This window comes from Kitasatospora sp. NPDC043950, assembly GCF_056435345.1.
Genome location: NZ_JBWKER010000050.1, coordinates 47,638 through 65,973, shown reverse-complemented (window position 1 = coordinate 65,973; position 18,336 = coordinate 47,638). Strand labels below are relative to the sequence as shown.

Annotated in this window: 17 protein-coding genes; 14 read left to right on the top strand and 3 right to left on the bottom strand. The window is 73.1% G+C overall.

Annotated features, from left to right (window positions below):
* Window positions 1-212 precede the first annotated feature (212 nt).
* The 3 genes from ppk2 to rpsD all read left to right on the top strand — a co-directional run bounded on the left by ppk2 (window position 213) and on the right by rpsD (window position 3,391).
* The gene (ppk2, locus tag AC07BF_RS29020) at window positions 213-1,052 is read left to right on the top strand and encodes a polyphosphate kinase 2 (RefSeq protein WP_478317734.1); all 840 of its coding nucleotides are present in this window, start codon (window positions 213-215) and stop codon (window positions 1,050-1,052) included.
* A 50-nt stretch (window positions 1,053-1,102) separates the two neighbouring features.
* Window positions 1,103-2,452, top strand: a complete 1,350-nt coding sequence (locus AC07BF_RS29015; protein WP_363583096.1) for a replication-associated recombination protein A — start codon at window positions 1,103-1,105, stop codon at window positions 2,450-2,452.
* Between the two features lie 324 nt (window positions 2,453-2,776).
* Window positions 2,777-3,391: a 30S ribosomal protein S4 gene (gene rpsD, locus AC07BF_RS29010; RefSeq protein ID WP_063346792.1), complete on the top strand. Its 615-nt coding sequence runs from the start codon at window positions 2,777-2,779 to the stop codon at window positions 3,389-3,391.
* A gap of 110 nt (window positions 3,392-3,501) precedes the next feature.
* On the opposite strand, the gene AC07BF_RS29005 is transcribed toward rpsD, so the two are convergent.
* A complete protein-coding gene (locus tag AC07BF_RS29005) occupies window positions 3,502-3,822 on the bottom strand; it encodes a tetratricopeptide repeat protein (RefSeq protein WP_380377234.1) in 321 nt (106 codons plus the stop codon).
* 56 nt (window positions 3,823-3,878) lie between these two features.
* Window positions 3,879-6,107, bottom strand: coding sequence for an ATP-binding protein (locus AC07BF_RS29000; RefSeq protein ID WP_478334112.1), 2,229 nt, complete (start codon window positions 6,105-6,107; stop codon window positions 3,879-3,881).
* A gap of 252 nt (window positions 6,108-6,359) precedes the next feature.
* On the opposite strand from AC07BF_RS29000, the gene AC07BF_RS28995 reads away from it, so the two are divergent.
* The 5 genes from AC07BF_RS28995 to mltG (AC07BF_RS28975) all read left to right on the top strand — a co-directional run bounded on the left by AC07BF_RS28995 (window position 6,360) and on the right by mltG (AC07BF_RS28975) (window position 11,800).
* Window positions 6,360-6,839, top strand: a complete 480-nt coding sequence (locus tag AC07BF_RS28995) for a DUF948 domain-containing protein (protein WP_363583100.1) — start codon at window positions 6,360-6,362, stop codon at window positions 6,837-6,839.
* Window positions 6,840-6,843: 4 nt separating this feature from the next.
* Window positions 6,844-7,287: a DUF6167 family protein gene (locus AC07BF_RS28990; protein ID WP_363583102.1), complete on the top strand. Its 444-nt coding sequence runs from the start codon at window positions 6,844-6,846 to the stop codon at window positions 7,285-7,287.
* Window positions 7,287-9,956: an alanine--tRNA ligase gene (gene alaS, locus AC07BF_RS28985; RefSeq protein WP_400844147.1), complete on the top strand. Its 2,670-nt coding sequence runs from the start codon at window positions 7,287-7,289 to the stop codon at window positions 9,954-9,956. Before AC07BF_RS28990 ends, alaS begins: the two co-directional genes overlap by 1 nt.
* Complete coding sequence (gene ruvX / locus AC07BF_RS28980; RefSeq protein ID WP_063346786.1) at window positions 9,956-10,444, top strand: Holliday junction resolvase RuvX; 489 nt, start codon at window positions 9,956-9,958, stop codon at window positions 10,442-10,444. The genes alaS and ruvX overlap by 1 nt, the downstream gene beginning before the upstream one ends.
* Window positions 10,445-10,537: 93 nt before the next feature.
* Entirely contained in the window at window positions 10,538-11,800 is a 1,263-nt protein-coding gene (mltG, locus tag AC07BF_RS28975) for an endolytic transglycosylase MltG (protein WP_363583106.1), read from the top strand.
* 160 nt (window positions 11,801-11,960) lie between these two features.
* Here the strand turns inward: mltG (AC07BF_RS28975) and AC07BF_RS28970 are convergent, their stop codons facing one another.
* Window positions 11,961-12,473 carry a hypothetical protein gene (locus AC07BF_RS28970; protein ID WP_400844154.1) on the bottom strand — a complete coding sequence of 171 codons (513 nt, stop codon included), beginning with the start codon at window positions 12,471-12,473 and terminating at the stop codon, window positions 11,961-11,963.
* Between AC07BF_RS28970 and mltG (AC07BF_RS28965) the strand changes: the two genes are divergently transcribed.
* From mltG (AC07BF_RS28965) to aroQ, 6 genes are all read left to right on the top strand, one after another.
* Window positions 12,435-13,910, top strand: a complete 1,476-nt coding sequence (gene mltG, locus AC07BF_RS28965; protein WP_363627477.1) for an endolytic transglycosylase MltG — start codon at window positions 12,435-12,437, stop codon at window positions 13,908-13,910. The two genes, AC07BF_RS28970 and mltG (AC07BF_RS28965), sit on opposite strands and share 39 nt — an antisense overlap.
* A 34-nt stretch (window positions 13,911-13,944) precedes the next feature.
* The gene (locus AC07BF_RS28960) at window positions 13,945-14,775 is read left to right on the top strand and encodes a shikimate dehydrogenase (RefSeq protein ID WP_478334111.1); all 831 of its coding nucleotides are present in this window, start codon (window positions 13,945-13,947) and stop codon (window positions 14,773-14,775) included.
* A 209-nt stretch (window positions 14,776-14,984) separates the two neighbouring features.
* The gene (gene aroC / locus AC07BF_RS28955) at window positions 14,985-16,169 is read left to right on the top strand and encodes a chorismate synthase (protein ID WP_350877858.1); all 1,185 of its coding nucleotides are present in this window, start codon (window positions 14,985-14,987) and stop codon (window positions 16,167-16,169) included.
* On the top strand, window positions 16,166-16,687 hold the full coding sequence (locus AC07BF_RS28950) for a shikimate kinase (RefSeq protein ID WP_063346780.1): 522 nt from the start codon (window positions 16,166-16,168) through the stop codon (window positions 16,685-16,687). Before aroC ends, AC07BF_RS28950 begins: the two co-directional genes overlap by 4 nt.
* Window positions 16,680-17,789, top strand: a complete 1,110-nt coding sequence (gene aroB / locus AC07BF_RS28945; RefSeq protein WP_363583114.1) for a 3-dehydroquinate synthase — start codon at window positions 16,680-16,682, stop codon at window positions 17,787-17,789. The genes AC07BF_RS28950 and aroB overlap by 8 nt, the downstream gene beginning before the upstream one ends.
* A gap of 8 nt (window positions 17,790-17,797) precedes the next feature.
* Window positions 17,798-18,226 carry a type II 3-dehydroquinate dehydratase gene (aroQ, locus tag AC07BF_RS28940; RefSeq protein WP_063350970.1) on the top strand — a complete coding sequence of 143 codons (429 nt, stop codon included), beginning with the start codon at window positions 17,798-17,800 and terminating at the stop codon, window positions 18,224-18,226.
* Window positions 18,227-18,336 lie beyond the last annotated feature (110 nt).

Genomic DNA, 18,336 nt, shown 5'->3' with positions numbered 1-18,336 from the left:
CGGGGGGGGGGGCTGGGGGGGGGGGGGGGGGGGGGGGGGGGGGGGGGGGGGGGGGGGGAAAAGGAGGGGGGGGGGGGGGGGGGGGGGGGGGGGGGGGGGGGGGGGGGTGGGGGGGCCCCCCCCCCCCCCCCCACCCGTCCGCCGACCTGCGGGGGCGGCCTCCAGCGCCTACGGTGAGTGCTCATCAGCAGCAGCCGGACGGAGGACCCCAGGTGGCCGAGGAGCAGCGGACCGCGAAGCCGGAACGACTCGCGAGGAAGCCGTACGAGCGGGAACTGCTGCGGCTCCAGCAGGAACTGGTGAAGCTCCAGGAGTGGGTGCGGGTCGAGGGCGCCCGGCTGGTGGTGGTCTTCGAGGGGCGCGACGCCGCCGGCAAGGGCGGCGCGATCAAGCGGGTGACGGAGTACCTGAACCCGCGCATCGCCCGGGTCGCGGCGCTGCCGACCCCGACCGAGCGGCAGAAGACCCAGTGGTACTTCCAGCGGTACGTCGAGCAGCTGCCGGCCGCGGGGGAGATCGTGCTGTTCGACCGCAGCTGGTACAACCGGGCCGGCGTCGAGCGGGTCATGGGCTTCTGCACGGACGAGCAGTACTGGCAGTTCCTGCACCAGTGCCCGACCTTCGAGCGGATGCTGATCGAGGAGGGCGTCCTGCTGCGCAAGTACTGGTTCTCGGTGAGCGACACCGAGCAGGAACGGCGCTTCCGGGACCGGCTGGAGGATCCGATGAAGCGTTGGAAGCTCTCCCCGATGGACGTCGAGTCGATCACCCGTTGGGAGGACTACTCGCGGGCCAAGGACGAGATGTTCGTCTACACCGACACCCCGGACTCGCCCTGGCACGTGGTGGAGAGCGACGACAAGCGGCGGGCCCGGATCAACATGATCGCCCACCTGCTCTCCACCGTGCCGTACCGCGAGATCACCGCCCCGCAGATCGACCTGCCGCCCCGCCCGGCCCCGCGCGGCTACCAGCGGCCCCCGCGCGACCTGCAGAAGTATGTCCCGGACCACGCGGCCCGCCTCGATCGGCGGGCGGCCCGGGCGCGATGAGGCCGGCTCGCTCCGGCGGGTGTGTCGGCGGCCTCGCATAGGCTTCCGGTGTGGACGAACCGGACCTCTTCACCGCCGCCGCCGAGGAACGCCAGAGCAGGGAGCCCGGCCGGGCGCCGCTGGCCGTACGGATGCGTCCGCGCACCCTGGACGAGGTGGCCGGGCAGCGGCAGCTGCTGAAGCCCGGGTCGCCGCTGCGGCGGCTGGTCTCGGGCTCGCGCGGGCCGGCGGCGACCAGCTCGGTGATCCTCTGGGGCCCGCCCGGCACCGGCAAGACCACCCTCGCGCACGTGATCAGCCAGGCCGTGGAGGGCCGCTTCGTCGAGCTGTCCGCGATCACCGCCGGGGTCAAGGAGGTCCGGGCGGTGATCGACGGCGCCCGGCGGGCGGTCGGCATGTCCGGCCGGGAGACGGTGCTGTTCCTGGACGAGATCCACCGCTTCTCCAAGGCCCAGCAGGACTCGCTGCTGCCGGCCGTGGAGAACCGCTGGGTCACCCTGATCGCGGCGACCACGGAGAACCCGTACTTCTCGGTGATCTCCCCGCTGCTGTCCCGCTCGCTGCTGCTCACCCTGGAGTCGCTGACCGACGAGGACGTCCGCGCCCTGCTGCGCCGCGCGGTGGCCGACGAACGCGGCCTGGGGGGCGCGTTGGACCTGACGGCGGAGGCCGAGGACCACCTGGTGCGCCTCGCCGGCGGTGACGCCCGGCGGGCGCTCACCACGCTGGAGGCCGCGGCCGGGGCGGCGCTGGAGAAGGGCGAGGCGAGCATCACGCTGGCCACCACGGAGACGGCCGTCAACCAGGCGGCGGTGCGCTACGACAAGGACGGCGACCAGCACTACGACGTGGCGAGCGCGCTGATCAAGTCGATCCGGGGCAGCGACGTGGACGCCACCCTGCACTACCTGGCCCGGATGATCGAGGCGGGGGAGGACCCGCGGTTCATCGCCCGCCGGCTGATGATCTCGGCCAGCGAGGACGTCGGCCTGGCCGACCCGACGGCGCTCCAGACGGCGGTCGCGGCGGCCCAGGCGGTGGCCCTGATCGGCTTCCCGGAGGCGCGGATCATCCTCTCCCAGGCGGCGATCGCGCTGGCCCTGGCGCCCAAGTCCAACGCGGCCTACCTGGCGATCGACGCGGCGCTGGCGGACGTCCGGCAGGGGCTCGCGGGCGCGGTGCCGCCGCACCTGCGGGACGCGCACTACGGCGGCGCGGGCAAGCTCGGCCACGGCCGGGGCTACCAGTACCCGCACGACCTGCCGGAGGGCATCGCGGCCCAGCAGTACGCGCCGGACGCGGTGCACGGCAAGGACTACTACCAGCCGACCCGGCGCGGCGGCGAGGCCCGCTACGCGGACGTCGTGGAGTGGACGCGGGGCCGGCTCAGGGGTGAGTGAGAAGGGGCGGTCGAGCACCCGGTACAATCGGTCGGAGTGCCACGTCCCGGGACGGCGGCGGGGGAGACCCCACCGACCGGCCACACCAGCGGGGCATCGGCCGTAGGCCTCCTCCGGGAGGCCCGCACCAGGAGCGTCGCGCACCGTTTCGGTGTCGCGGACGGCCCGGGTTTCCGGGCTGTTCCGTGTGACCAGCACTTTTGTGCCCGGCTCCGGAGAGCGGCTGACCGCATCGCCTCGGCGATGGGTTGTCTCCGGGTCGCGAGATGCGACCTCCGTCAACACCTGGTGAAGCCGTATTCGTAAGCAAGGAAGGTTTGGTTCATGGCGAACCAGAAGCGTCCCAAGGTCAAGATCGCGCGTGCGCTCGGCGTGCCGCTGACCCCGAAGTCCGTCAAGTACTTCGAGGCCCGCCCGTACCCGCCCGGCCAGCACGGCCGTGGTCGCAAGCAGAACTCGGACTACAAGGTCCGTCTGCTCGAGAAGCAGCGTCTGCGCGCCCAGTACGACCTGAGCGAGAAGCAGATGGCGCGCGCGTTCGACCGCGCGAAGAAGGCCGAGGGCAAGACCGGTGAGGCGCTCGTCGCCGAGCTGGAGACCCGTCTGGACTCGCTGGTGCTGCGTTCGGGCATTGCCCGCACCATCTACCAGGCCCGCCAGATGGTCGTCCACGGCCACATCGAGGTCAACGGTGGCAAGGTCAACAAGCCGTCGTACCAGATGAAGCCGGGCTTCGTGGTGACCGTCCGCGAGCGCAGCAAGGAGAAGGTCCCGTTCCAGGTCGCCCGTGAGGGTGGCTACGCGGGCGAGGGCCAGACCCCGAAGTACCTCGAGGTCAACCTGAAGGCCCTGGCCTTCCGCCTGGACCGTGCGCCGCAGCGCAAGGAGGTCCCGGTGATCTGTGACGAGCAGCTGGTGGTCGAGTACTACTCGCGCTGACCCGCGGCGGTTCCGCATCTGCGGTACCTCAGCGAGCCCCCGTCGCCTTTCGAGGCGGCGGGGGCTCGCCCCTTTTCCGGTGGCAGCTCCTGGTGCCGGTCGGACAGGACCTAGCGGTTCTCGCCGGTCATCGCCGCGGCCAGCCGCAGGTGGGGGCGGGCCTCCTCGGCGCGGCCCTGGCGCTCCAGGGTGCGGCCGAGCATCAGCCGGGCGTAGTCCTCGGCCGGGTCGGTGTCCAGGATCCGGAGCAACTCGGCCTCGGCGCGCCCGAGTTGGGCGGAGTGGTAGTAGCTGCGGGCCAGCAGCAGCCGGACCGAGAGGTTGGCCGGCTCCTCGGCCAGCACGCCCTCCAGCATGCGGGCGGCGTCGGCGTAGGCCTTGGACTCGAAGTGGAACGTCGCGAGGCGGTACTCGTCGGCGGCGGTGGTCACGGCCACGGGGTGCTCCTTCCGGGTGGTTCCTTGCCTCCTCAAGCAATCGGCAAGTTTCAGCTATTCCTGGCCGGTGCGGGCGTCGGTGCGGACGGCACCGAGCAGGGCCCGGACCCGGGCTCCGGGCCGCCCGCCGACCCGCTGCCGCCCAGCGCCCGGGAGACCGCCGCGTCCAGGTCGAGCCGGGCCCCGGCCTGGTAGCACCGCTCGTACTCCTGCGCGGTCAGCCCCGCCCGGGCCCGCTCCGCGCACTCCTGGTGCGGGCCGAAGAAGGACCGCGAGCCCAGGAAGGGCAGGCCGACCGCGCCCCAGATCCGGTGCGCGGCGCCCTGCAGCACCCGGGCCCCGCCCAGGTCGCCCGGCGCGCCCGGGCCGCCCGGCTCGGTCTCCAGCAGCGCCAGCAGGTCGATCGCCAGCGCGATGCCCAGCAGGTCGTGGAACAGGTGGTTCAGCCGCAGGCCCTCCCGGGCCAGGGCGCGGGCCGCCCGGACGGCGCCGTCCATCCAGTGCGCGTACGCCATCGCGTACAGCACGTACGCGTACGCCCACTGCTCGCCGTGCTCCTCGCACAGCTCGCGGGCCTGGCCGAACCAGAGCTCCCCGCTCTCCGGATCCCCCTGGAAGAGGTACGCGAGGCCCAGCTCGACCATGGCCAGCACGACGTTGCTGTTGAGCTCGCCGATCGTCCGGTAGTGCCAGAGCGCCTCCTCGAACAGCTCGGCGGCGCGGTCCGGCTCGTCGCCGATCAGGGCCGCGCTGCCCTGCCGGTGGACGGCGTAGGCGAGCGCCCGGTCGTCGCCGGTGTCCAGGGCCTGGCGGCGGCACTCCTCCAGTGCCGGGCGGGCCGTCTCCAGGTCGCCTTGCAGGGTGGCCAGATGGCCGGTCACCCAGAGGGCCTTGGCGCGGGCCTCGGTCGGCTCGCGGTCCAGGGCGAGCGCGCGGTCCAGCCAGTGCCGCCCCTCGCCGAGGTGGCCGCAGCCGACCCAGTAGAACCACAGCGTGCCCGCCAGCAGCAGGGCGATCTGCTCCTCGCCGGGCTCGGCGAGGCAGAACTCCAGCGCCGCGCGGAGGTTGGGGTGGGCGAGTTCGGTGCGCTCGGCGGTCTCGGCCTGCCGGGGCCCGAACCACTCGACCTCGCCCCAGGTGGCCACGCCCAGGTACCAGTCGCGGTGGCGGCGCAGCAGCCGCTGCTCCTCGCCGGCGGCCCGCAGCCACTGGCCGCCGTAGTCGCGCAGGGTGTCCAGCAGCCGGAAGCGGACGCCAAAGGCGCTGTCCTCGCCCAGCACCACGGACTTGCCGACCAGTTCGTCGAGCAGGTCGAGCACGTCCTCGGCCTCCAGGCCGTCACCGGCGCAGACGTACTCGGCGGCCTCCAGGTCGAAACTGCCGGCGAAGACCGACAGGCGGGCCCAGAGTAAACGTTCCTGCACGGTGCAGAGCTCATGGCTCCAACCGATCGTGGTGCGCAGCGCCCGGTGCCGCGGCAGGGCCGTCCGGGAGCCGCCGGTGAGCAGCCGGAACCGGTCGTCCAGCCGGGCGGTGATCTGCTCCACCGACAGCGCGCGCAACCGCCCGGCCGCCAGCTCCACCGCCAGCGGGAGGCCGTCCAGACGGCGGCAGAGCAGGCTCACCGCCTCGGCGTCGGCCTCGGTCAGCGCGAAGGAGGGCAGCACCGCCCGGGCCCGCTCGGCGAACAGCCGCACCGCGTCCGGCAGTCCGCCCGGATCGCTCGGACCGCTCGGCCGCGGGTCGACCGGCAGCGGGGCCAGGGTGAGCAGGTGCTCGCCCGAGGCCCGCAGCGCGGCGCGGCTGGTGGTCAGCACCCGGAGGCCGGGCAGCGCCCGCAGCAGCGCGTCCGCCAGTTCGGCGCAGGCCTGCACCAGGTGCTCGCAGCCGTCCAGCACCAGCAGCGTGCACCGGCCGGACAGCCGCTCGGTGAGCAGGTCGAGCGGCGGGCGGGCGGTGCCGTCGGTCAGCCGCAGCGCCTCCAGCACCGCGCGGCCGAGCAGCAGCGGGTCCTGCACCGGGGCCAGCTCGACCAGCCAGGTGCCGTCCGGGAAGGCGCCGGCCGCCCGGGCGGCGGCGCGCAGGGCCAGTCGGCTCTTGCCCACCCCGCCCGGCCCGGTCACCGTCACCAGCCGGGCGCCGGCCAGCAGGCCCGCCAGCTCGGCCAGCTCCCGCTGCCGCCCGACGAAGCCCGTCACCTCGGCCGGCAGCCGGCCGGGCTCCGGCTCGCGCGGCCGCGCCGCGGGTTCCCCGGACTGTGCTCTCCAGTCGCCGGCCAAGCGCTGCTCCCCGTGTTCCTGGCCCGGACCGTCGGGGCCCGGACGTTCGTCGGGCCGTACGGGCGACGGCCCGCCTGGCAGAACGAGGTGACCGGCCGGTAGGTTACGCGCGCGGTTCGCACATCCGACCGGTTCGGCCGGTGGCCGACGCGACGGCGGACCCCGGGGCCCGGCGACAACCCGGTCCGGAAACCGGGCGTGGGCGCGATAGGGTTCCGTTTGGAGAACAGCAAGGCGAGGGAGCGCGCAAAGGTGTCCGTGGGAGAGCTGGCCGGGTTGCTCGTCGCCGTGTTCTGGGCGGTCCTGGTCACCCTGCTCGCCGTGGTGCTGGTCCGCCTCTCGCGAGTGCTGAAGGAGGCCACTGTCCTCGTCTCCGCCGTCACCGAGCAGGCCGTCCCGCTGCTGAGCGACGCGGGCGCCGCCGTGCGCAGTGCCAACCAGCAGCTGGAGCGGGTGGACGAGATCACCGCCAACGTGCAGGACGCCGCCGCCAACGCCAACGCGCTCTCCTCCACCGTCGCCGCCACCCTGGGCGGGCCGCTGGTGAAGGTCGCGGCCTTCAGTTACGGCGTCCGCAAGGCCGTCGCCAAGCAGCAGGGCGGCCAGCCGTCCGTGCCGTCGCAGAGCGGCGAGCGCGAGGAGCTGGCCCGGCTGATCCGGGCCGAGGTGCGCGCCGCGACCGCGCCCAGGAACGGCCTGTTCTCCCGGGTCCGGCGCGCGGTGAGGGGCTGACGGCATGGTGCGACGCGTCTTCTGGATGGCGGTCGGCGCCGGTGCGACCGTGTGGGCCATGAACAAGGCCAACGAGGCCGTGCACCGGCTCACCCCGGACAGCCTCTCCGGCACCGCCACGCGCGGTGCGCTGCACCTGGGCGACCTGGCCAAGCAGTTCGCCCAGGACGTGCGGGCCGGCATGGCCGAGCGCGAGGAGCAGCTGAAGGACGACCTCGGACTGCACGGCACCGCCGTCGTCGAGCCCGGGAGCACCCGCCGGGTCCTGCGCGGCGAGCCGCAGTACCGAGCTATCTCGGCGGCGCCCGGCAGCCCGGCCGCCGCCCTGCCCCCGTCCGGCCCCCGCCCCGTATCCCGTGGGGCCCGCACCACCACCCGAGCCATTGAAGAAACGCCCCGCCGCGCCCTGCCGCAGCGGGGCGGCACCCCGAACCGGAAGGACCAATAATGGAGTCGGCTGAGATCCGCCGCCGCTGGCTGCGCTTCTTCGAGGAGCGCGGCCACACCGTCGTTCCGTCGGCGTCCCTGGTCGCCGACGACCCCACCCTGCTGCTGGTCAACGCCGGCATGGTGCCGTTCAAGCCCTACTTCCTGGGCGAGGTCAAGCCGCAGTTCTCGCGCGCCACCAGCGTCCAGAAGTGCGTGCGCACCCTGGACATCGAGGAGGTCGGGAAGACCACCCGGCACGGCTCCTTCTTCCAGATGTGCGGCAACTTCTCCTTCGGCGACTACTTCAAGGAAGGCGCCATCAAGTTCGCGTGGGAGCTGCTCACCAGCTCCGTCGCGGACGGTGGCTACGGCCTGGAGAAGGAGAAGCTCTGGATCACCGTCTACCAGGACGACGACGAGGCCGAGCTGATCTGGCGTGACGTCATCGGCGTCCCGTCCGAGCGCATCCAGCGCCTCGGCATGAAGGACAACTTCTGGTCGATGGGCGTCCCCGGCCCCTGCGGCCCGTGCTCGGAGATCAACTACGACCGCGGCCCCGCGTACGGCGAGGAGGGCGGCCCGGCCGTCAACGGCGAGCGCTACCTGGAGATCTGGAACCTGGTCTTCATGCAGTACGAGCGCGGCCACGGCGACGGCAAGGACGGCTTCGAGATCCTCGGCGACCTGCCGAGCAAGAACATCGACACCGGCCTCGGCCTGGAGCGCCTCGCCGCCATCCTCCAGGGCGTCGACAACCTCTTCGAGATCGACACCAGCCGGATGATCCTCGACCGCGCCGCCGAGCTCACCGGCCACACCTACGGTGCCGACCTCAAGTCGGACGTCTCGCTGCGCGTGGTCACCGACCACATCCGCACCGCGCTGATGCTGATCGGCGACGGCGTCACCCCCGGCAACGAGGGCCGCGGCTACGTGCTGCGCCGCATCCTGCGCCGCGCCATCCGCAACATGCGCCTGCTGGGCGCCACCGGCGTGGTGGCCAAGGACCTCACCGACATCGCCATCAAGGCGATGGCTCCGCAGTACCCGGAGCTGGAGAGCGACCGCAAGCGCATCGAGACGGTCGTCGTCGGCGAGGAGGCGGCCTTCCTGCAGACCCTCAAGGCCGGCACCAGCCTGCTGGACGCCGCGGTCACCGAGACCAAGCAGGCCGGTGGCGCGGTCCTCTCCGGGGACCAGGCCTTCAAGCTGCACGACACCTACGGCTTCCCGATCGACCTCACCCTGGAGATGGCCGAGGAGCAGGGCCTCCAGGTGGACGAGGCCGGCTTCCGCCGTCTGATGCAGGAGCAGCGCAACCGCGCCAAGGCGGACGCCAAGGCCAAGAAGATGGGCCACGCCGACGTCGCCGCGTACCGCGAGGTCGCCGACAAGTCCGGCGCGAGCGTCTTCACCGGCTACAACCTCACCGAGGGCGAGGCCAGCGTCGTCGGCCTGCTGGTGGACGGCGTCCCGGCGCCGGCCGCCTCCGAGGGCGACGAGGTCGAGATCATCCTCGACCGCACCCCGTTCTACGCCGAGGGCGGCGGCCAGCTCGCCGACCACGGCCGGATCCGGCTGGAGTCCGGCGCGGTGGTGGAGATCCGCGACGTGCAGCAGCCCGTCCCGGGTGTCATCGTGCACTCCGGCGGGGTGCTGTTCGGCGAGGTCGTGCTCGGCGCCTCGGCGTACGCCACGATCGACACCGAGCGCCGCCGGGCGATCGCCCGCGCCCACTCGGCCACCCACCTGACCCACCAGGCGCTGCGTGACGCGCTCGGCCCGACGGCCGCCCAGGCCGGTTCCGAGAACGCCCCCGGCCGCTTCCGCTTCGACTTCGGCTCGCCCGCCGCCGTCCCGGGCACCGTGCTGGTCGACGTCGAGCAGAAGATCAACGACGTGCTGGGTCGCGAACTCGACGTCACCGCCGAGGTCATGACGATGGATCAGGCCCGCAAGGCCGGCGCCATCGCGATGTTCGGCGAGAAGTACGGCGACGAGGTCCGGGTCGTCACCATCGGTGACTTCTCCAAGGAGCTGTGCGGTGGCACGCACGTCGGCAACACCGCCCAGCTGGGCCTGGTCAAGCTGCTCGGCGAGTCCTCGATCGGCTCCGGCGTGCGTCGCGTCGAGGCGCTGGTCGGCGTCGACGCGTACAAGTTCCTGGCCCGCGAGCACACCGTGGTCTCCCAGCTGACCGAGCTGGTCAAGGGGCGCCCGGAGGAGCTGCCGGAGAAGATCTCGGGCATGCTCGCCAAGCTCAAGGACGCCGAGAAGGAGATCGAGCGCTTCCGCGCCGAGAAGGTGCTGGCCGCCGCGGCGGGTCTGGCCGACTCGGCCGAGGACGTGCACGGCATCTCGGTGGTCGCCGCGCAGGTCGCCGACGGCGTGGGCGCGGACGAGCTGCGCAAGCTGGTGCTGGACGTGCGAGGCCGCCTCGGCTCGCGCCCGGCCGTGGTCGCCGCCTTCACCGTGGCGAACGACCGCCCGCTGACCGTGATCGCCACCAACGAGGACGCCCGCGCCCGCGGCATCAAGGCCGGCGAGCTGGTCCGGGTCGCCGCCAAGACCCTCGGCGGCGGCGGTGGCGGCAAGGACGACGTCGCCCAGGGCGGCGGCTCCAACCCGGCCGCGGTCGGCGAGGCCGTCGCCGCGGTGCGCGGCCTGGTCGCGGAGCGCGCCAGCTGATGGTCGAGGAGCCTCAGGTGGAGCGGCCCTTCCGACGGGGGCGGCGGATCGCCGTCGACGTCGGTGACGCCCGGATCGGGGTCGCGTCCTGCGACCCCGACGGGGTGCTCGCCACGCCCGTGGAGACCGTTCCGGCCGGGGTGAAGTCGCAGGCCAGGATCGCCGCCATCGTCGAGGAGTACGACGCGGTGGAGGTGATCGTCGGGCTGCCCCGCTCGCTGAGCGGCAAGGAGGGCCCGGCGGCGGAGAAGGTCCGCGCCTACGCGACGCGGCTGGCCAACCGGCTGTACCCGGTGCCGGTCCGGCTGGTCGACGAGCGGATGTCGACCGTCACCGCCACCCACGGGCTGCGCGCCTCGGGCGTCAAGGCGAAGAAGGGCCGCTCGGTGGTCGACCAGGCCGCCGCGGTGGTGATCCTGCAGACCGCCCTTGAGTCCGAACGGGTGAGCGGGAACCCGCCTGGTGAGAGCGTCGAGGCGGTCGGCTGACCGGCCTGATCTAACGTCCCGTCGAGGGGTCCGTGCGGACGCGTCCGCACGGACCCCTTCGAACGTTTCGGCACTGCCGAGGGGACGCGAGCCATGACCGACCAGGACTTCCACCCGGGGCTCACGCCCGGGCACCTGGGTGCGCCGGTGCTGGAGCCGGAGGGCCGGCCGCCGGGCGCGCCCCGCATGCGCCCCGATGCACCCGATCCGCACCGACGGCGTAACGGACTGGCCTGCGCGCTCACCGCGCTCGCCCTGGTCGCGGTGTTCGGCGGGGCGGGCCTCGCCGGGTACACCTGGTTCCAGGGACAGCGCACACCCCCGGCCGCCGCCGACTACGCGGGGCAGGGCACCGGCAGCGTCCAGGTCTCGGTGCCGGAGGGCGCGGGCCTGTCCCAGATCGCGTCCGCCCTGGTCCGCAACGGGGTGGTGGCCAGCTCGCTCGCCTTCACCCGGGCGGCCAAGGGCAGCGCCGCGGCTGCCGGGCGGATCCAGCCCGGCACCTACACCCTGAAGCAGCGGATGTCGGCCGCGGCCGCGCTGACCGTGCTGATCGACCCGGCCAACGCCAACGGCCTGACCATCCCCGAGGGCTGGCGCGGCTACCAGATCTACGTGGCCATCGACCACAAGCTGCGCCTGCCGGAGGGCACCACCCAGCGCACCGCCCAGGAGCAGGGCGCCGAACTGGGTCTGCCGGACTTCGCCAAGGGCAGCCCCGAGGGCTACCTCTTCCCCGCGACGTACAGCGTCACCGACGGGACCACCGCGATCGACCTGCTGAAACAGATGGTGGAGCGGGCCGGCAAGGAGTTCAGCCGGGACGACGCGAACGTCGTCGCGCAGAACCTCGGGCAGAGCCTGTACGGGCTGGTCACCGTGGCCAGCATGGTCCAGGGCGAGGCCGACAACAACGAGGACATGGGCAAGGTGGCGCGGGTCATCTACAACCGGCTCGCCAAGGGCATGCCGCTGCAGCTCGACTCCACGATCAACTACGCGCTCGGCCGGTCGACCCTGAACACCACCGTCACCGACACCCGGCTGGACTCCCCGTACAACACCTACCTGCACCCCGGGCTGCCGCCCACGCCGATCTCCAACCCGGGGCGGCAGGCGATCATGGCGGCGCTGGACCCGGCGCAGGGGGACTGGCTCTACTTCGTCACCGTGAAACCGGGGGACACCCGCTTCACCGACAGCTTCGACGTGCAGCAGCGCAACGTCGCCGAGTTCAACGCCAACCGGGCGTCGGCGAAGCCGAGTGCCTCGGCCCTGCCGTCGGCTTCGGCCGGCGCGTCCGCCCCCGCCTCCGGGCCGCCGGCGCCGGCGCCCGAGCCGAGCGCGGGCGGGTGAGGTCGGACACTGACGGCACGTCCGCCCTGCCGGGGGCACGTGTGCGGTACGGTAACGTCTCCTCCCAGGCGCTGCGCTAGCACGCCGGTTCGAGAATCAGCCGGGACCGCGTCCCGGACGGCCGGTCCGATCCTCCGGCCGTCTTCGTCGGTTAAGGGGATCAATGACCGATCTGGGTCGGGGCTACGGCCCCCAGGGCTCTGAGCCGTGGCACCCCGGTGACCCCGGGTACGGCGGCCAGCAGCCGGTCCCCGGCCAGCAGGACGGCCAGTGGCAGCAGTATCCCCAGCAGGGCGAGCCGGTCCAGCAGTATCCCCAGCAGCAGGGCGAGCCGGTCCAGCAGCCGTACGGAGACATGCAGCAGCAGGGGTATCCGCAGCAGCAGATGCAGCAGATGCCGCAGCAGGGGTACCCGCAGGGGTATCAGCAGCAGGGGTTCCCGGGCGGACAGCAGCAGTACCCGCAGCAGCAGGTGCCCCAGCAGCAGATGCAGCAGCAGGGCTACCCGCAGCAGGGGTACCCGCAGCAACAGCAGCAGATGCAGCAGATGCCGCAGCAGGGGTACCCGCAGGGGTATCAGCAGCAGGGGTTCCCGGACGGTCAGCAGCAGCCGGGTATGGCGCAGCAGCAGGGCATGGCGCAGCAGCAGGGGATGGCCCCGCAGCAGCCCCAACAGCTTCAGCAGCCCGGTGCGCAGCAGCAGCCGGGCATCCCGCAGCAGGGCGCGCAGCCCGGGCGGCGGCGTCGCGCGGCGCCGGAGCCCGAGCCGGTCGCGCCCGTCAGCGGCCCCGGCCCGGACGGCATCGACTGGGAGGCCGAGGCCGCCGCGCTGGAGGCCGGCGCCGACCCGGTCGGCGGGCACGCGCCCGAGACCGACGAGTGGGACGGCCACCCGGACGGCTTCCAGGAGGACGGCCACCACGAGGACGCCGAGCACCGCGACGAGGACGGCCACGCCGAGCAGGATGGCTTCCTCGGCGAGGAGGACTCCTCCCGCGACGCGCAGAAGAAGCGCAAGGAGAAGGGCAAGAAGTCCGGCCGCCGCAACGGCGGGGCCTGCTTGCTGGTCGCGCTGGTGCTGGTCGGCGCCCTGGGCGGGGCCGGCTGGTGGGGCTACGGCTTCTACCAGGACCACTTCGGCCCGCCGCCGGACTTCACGGGCGAGGGCGGCAGCCCCGTCCAGGTCGAGGTCAAGTCGGGTGCGGTCGGCGGTCAGATCGGCCTGGCGCTGAAGAACGCCGGCGTGGTCAAGAGCGTCGACGCCTTCGGCAAGGTCTGTTCCGCCGAGCCGAAGTGCACGACCATCCAGCCGGGCTTCTACTCGCTGAAGAAGGAGCTGCCGGCCGCCACCGCGCTGAGCGAGCTGCTCAACGGGGCCGGCGGTGCGGCGCTGGTCATCCCCGAGGGCAAGACCGCCGCGGACATCTACACCCTGATCGACGGGAAGCTGAAGCTGCCGCAGGGCACCACGGCGGGTGTCGCCAAGGCCCAGGTCGGCAGTCTCGGCCTGCCGGCGTACGCGAACGGCAACGTCGAGGGCTTCCTCTGGCCGACCCGGTACAACATCGCCGACGGCATGAAGCCCGAGGACCTGCTCAAGCAGATGGTGAAGAACGCCACCGACAAGTACGCGACGCTGGACGCCGACGCGTCCAAGGCGGGCCTCAAGAACGCGTACGAGGTGGTCATCGAGGCGAGCATCCTGCAGCGCGAGGGCAACAACGTCGAGGACTTCGGCAAGATGGCCAGGACCATCCAGAACCGGCTGGCGAGCGATGCCGTGCGCCACACGCTCGGCATGGACACCACGCTGCAGTACTCGCTGGGCCGCAAGGACCTGGACAAGAAGGACATCAACGACGGGTCCAACAAGTACAACACCTACATCAACCCGGGTCTGCCGCCGACGCCGATCTCCAACCCCGGCGACGACGCGCTCAAGGCGGTGCTCAACCCGGCGGACGGCAAGTGGCTGTACTTCATCGCGATGTCCCCGATCAAGACCCTCTTCGCCGAGACGGACAAGGAGCACGCGGCCAACGTCGAGGCGTACTGCCGGGCGGCGGGCCAGGGCTTCGACAAGGTCGGCCTCCACTGCACCACCAAGTAGCCGCCACCGCACCGCCGTTCACGGAGGAGCAACGTTGACCAGCAAGCACCGGGCCGCCGTCCTCGGCTCGCCGATCGCCCACTCGCTCTCGCCGGACCTGCACCGGGCCGCCTTCGCGGCGCTCGGGCTGGACGGCTGGCGCTACGACCGCTTCGAGGTCGACGAGGCCGGCCTGCCCGGCTTCCTCACCGGGCTGGACGAGGCCGAGTGGGCCGGGTTGTCGCTGACCATGCCGCTGAAGCGGGCGATCATCCCGCTGCTGGACGAGGTCAGCGCGACGGCCCGCGCGGTGGACGCGGTGAACACCGTGGTGTTCACCGCCGACGGGCGGCGCACCGGGGACAACACCGACGTCCCCGGGCTGGTGAACGCGCTGCGCGAGCGGGGCATCACCGAGGTGCCGGCCGCGGCCGTGCTGGGTGCCGGGGCCACCGCCTCCTCGGCGCTGGCGGCGCTGGCCCAGGTCTGCACCGGCGAGGTGACCGTCTACGTGCGCAGCGCGGAGCGGGCCCGGGAGATGGCCGAGCTGGGCGAGCGGCTGGGCGTCAACGTGCGCACCGCCGACTGGGAGCGCGGCGCGGAGGCGCTGGCGCGGCCGCTGACCGTCTCGACCACGCCGGTCGGTGCGACCGACGCCTTCGCCGGGGCACTGCCCGCCGCGCCAGGGGCGCTGTTCGACGTGCTGTACCACCCGTGGCCGACGGCGCTGGCCGAGGCCTGCGCCGCGCGCGGGGCGACCGTCCTGGGCGGGCTGGACCTGCTGGTGCACCAGGCGGTGCTGCAGAGCGAGGCCTTCACCGGGCGGGCGCCGGGGCCGCTGGCGGCGATGCGCGAGGCGGGCGAGAAGGCCCTCGCCGGGCGCTGAGGCCGGGCCGGTGGCCGGATCGCGCCGACCACCGCCCGGCCGGGTGGCCGGAATCGTGCCGACCACCGTCCCGCCGACTGACCGGTTGCCGTCCGTCACGCGGACTGGGCCTCCGGGTGCCGCCGGGACGTGAAAGGATTCAGGGGAAAAGGCACGCCCGGGCGGGCCCCGGCAGGTGCCGAGGCCGGTCCGCTGATGAAGGAGCTCCGTTGGGTACGTTGCGCTGGCTGACGGCGGGGGAGTCGCACGGCCCCGCACTCGTCGCGACGCTGGAAGGCCTGCCCGCCGGTGTACCGGTCACCACCGCGGTGGTGGCCGACGCGCTGGCGCGCCGCCGGCTCGGTTACGGTCGCGGCGCACGGATGAAGTTCGAGCAGGACGAGGTGACGTTCCTCGGCGGCGTCCGGCACGGCGAGACCATGGGCAGCCCGGTGGCGGTCATGGTCGGTAACACCGAGTGGCCGAAGTGGGAGCAGGTCATGTCGGCCGACCCGGTCGACCCCGAGGTGCTGGCCGGTCTGGCCCGCAACGAGGCGCTCACCCGCCCCCGCCCCGGCCACGCCGACCTGGCCGGCATGCAGAAGTACTCGATCGACGAGGCCCGTCCGATCCTGGAGCGCGCCAGCGCCCGTGAGACGGCCGCCCGGGTCGCGCTCGGTGCCGTCGCCCGCGCGTACCTGAAGGAGACCTGCGGGATCGAGATCGTCAGCCACGTGGTCGAGCTGGCCGCCGCCAAGGCCCCGGCCGGTGTGCTGCCGCTGCCCTCGGACGAGGCGCGGCTGGACGCCGACCCGGTCCGCTGCCTGGACGCCGACGCCTCGAAGGCGATGGTCGCCGAGATCGACCAGGCCCACAAGGACGGCGACACCCTCGGCGGCGTGGTCGAGGTGCTCGCGTACGGCGTGCCGGTGGGTCTGGGCTCGCACGTGCACTGGGACCGCCGGCTGGACGCCCGGCTGGCCGCCGCGCTGATGGGCATCCAGGCGATCAAGGGCGTCGAGGTCGGCGACGGCTTCGAGCTGGCCCGGGTGCCCGGCTCGCAGGCGCACGACGAGATCGTCCCGACCCCCGAGGGCGTCAAGCGCACATCCGGCCGCTCCGGCGGCACCGAGGGCGGCCTGACCACGGGCGAGGTGCTGCGGGTGCGTGCCGCCATGAAGCCGATCGCCACCGTGCCGCGGGCGTTGCAGACCCTGGACGTGCGCACCGGCGAGCCGGCCAAGGCGCACCACCAGCGCTCGGACGTCTGCGCCGTGCCGGCCGCCGGGATCGTCGCCGAGGCGATGGTCGCGCTGGTGCTGGCCGACGCGGTGAACGAGAAGTTCGGCGGTGACCACGTCTCCGAGACCCGCCGCAACGTGCAGGGCTACCTCGACAACCTGATCATCCGATGACCGTTCCGGTCGTTGTGCTGGTCGGCCCGCCCGGCAGTGGCAAGTCCACCGTCGGGCGGGCCCTGGCCGAGCGCCTGGGCGTCGGCTTCCGGGACACCGACGCCGACATCGAGGCGCTGGCCGGCAAGCCCATCCCGGAGATCTTCATCGACGAGGGCGAGCCGCACTTCCGCGAGCTGGAGGTCCGGGCCGTGCGCACGGGCGCCACGGAGCACGACGGCGTGCTGGCACTCGGCGGCGGCGCGGTGATGGCCGAGGCCACCCGCGCCCTGCTGCGCGAGCTGCCGGTCGTCTTCCTGGAGGTCCCGCTGGCGGACGCGGTCAAGCGGGTCGGCCTGGACGCCCCGCGCCCGCTGCTGGCCATCAACCCGCGGGCCCGCTGGCGCGAGCTGATGGAGGCCCGCCGGCCCCTCTACCTGGAGGTGGCCACCGCCGTCGTCGACACCGCCGGCCGCACCCCCGAGCAGGTCGCGGACGCCGTACTGGAAGCACTGGAGCTGAAGACCCCCCATGACTGACCCCATCGTCAGGATTCACGTCGGCGGCAGCGCCGGCCACGACCCGTACGACGTGCTGATCGGGCACCAGCTGCTCGGCGAGCTGTCGGCGCTGATCAGTCCCCCCAGTCTGGGGACAAGAGGCGCCAAGCGGGTCGCGATCATCCACCCCGAGGCGCTGGCCGCCACCGCCGACGCCATCCGCGAGGACCTGCTCGGCGAGGGCTACGAGGCGATCGCGCTCCAGGTGCCCAACGCCGAGGACGCCAAGAGCGCCGAGGTCGCCGCGTACTGCTGGTCGGTGCTCGGGCAGACCGGCTTCACCCGCAGCGACGTCGTCGTCGGCCTCGGCGGCGGCGCCACCACCGACCTGGCCGGCTTCGTCGCCGCGACCTGGCTGCGCGGCGTCCGCTGGATCTCCATGCCCACCACGTTGCTCGGCATGGTCGACGCGGCCGTCGGCGGCAAGACCGGCATCAACATCGCCGAGGGCAAGAACATGGTCGGCGCCTTCCACCCGCCGGTGGGCGTGCTGGCCGACCTCGACACCCTGGCGACCGTGCCCAAGCACGACTACGTCTCCGGCCTCGCCGAGGTCATCAAGTGCGGCTTCATCGCCGACCCGGCCATCCTCGACCTGATCGAGGCCGACCCGGAGGGCGCCAAGACCCCGGACGGCACGCACACCGTCGAGCTGATCCGCCGCGCCATCCAGGTCAAGGCCGACGTGGTCTCCGGGGACCTCAAGGAGTCCGGCCGGCGCGAGATCCTCAACTACGGCCACACCCTCGGCCACGCCATCGAGCGCAACGAGCGCTACAAGTGGCGGCACGGCGCCGCGATCTCCATCGGCATGGTCTTCGCCGCCGAACTCGGCCGCCTGGCGGGCCGGTTGGACGACGAGACGGCCGACCGGCACCGCACCGTGCTGGCCTCCGTCGGCCTGCCGCTGCGCTACCAGGCGGACGCCTGGCCGAAGCTGCTGGACGCCATGAAGATCGACAAGAAGTCGCGCGGCGACCTGATCCGCTTCATCGTCCTGGACGGCCTCGGCAAGACCTCCGTCCTGGAGGGCCCCGACCCGTCCCTGCTGGTCGCCGCCTACGCGGAGGTCTCGGCGTGACCAGGGTCATGGTGCTCAACGGCCCCAACCTCGGGCGGCTCGGCAGCCGCGAGCCGGACGTCTACGGCGCCACCTCCTACGCCGGGCTGGTCGAGCGCTGCACCGCGCTCGGCAAGGAGTTCGGCTTCGAGGTCGAGGTGCACGAGACCAACTCCGAGCAGCAGATGGTGGAGTGGCTGCACGAGGCGGCCGACGGCAAGGTGCCCGTGGTGATCAACCCGGGCGCGTTCACGCACTACTCGTACGCGATGCGGGACGCCGCCTCGCAGCGCACCGCGCCGCTGATCGAGGTGCACATCTCCAACCCGTACGCCCGGGAGACCTTCCGGCACACCTCGGTGATCGCCGCGGTGGCCTCCGGCACCATCGCGGGGTTCGGGCTCGGCTCGTACGAGCTGGCCCTGCGCGCCCTGGCCGAGCAACTCACCACGCGCTGACGCCTGGTCAGCGGGCCGGGGGGGGGGGGGGGGGGGGGGGGGGGGGGGGGGGGGGGGGGGCGGGGGGGGGGGGGGGGGGGGGGGGGGGGGGGGGGGGGTGCTGCGAGGGC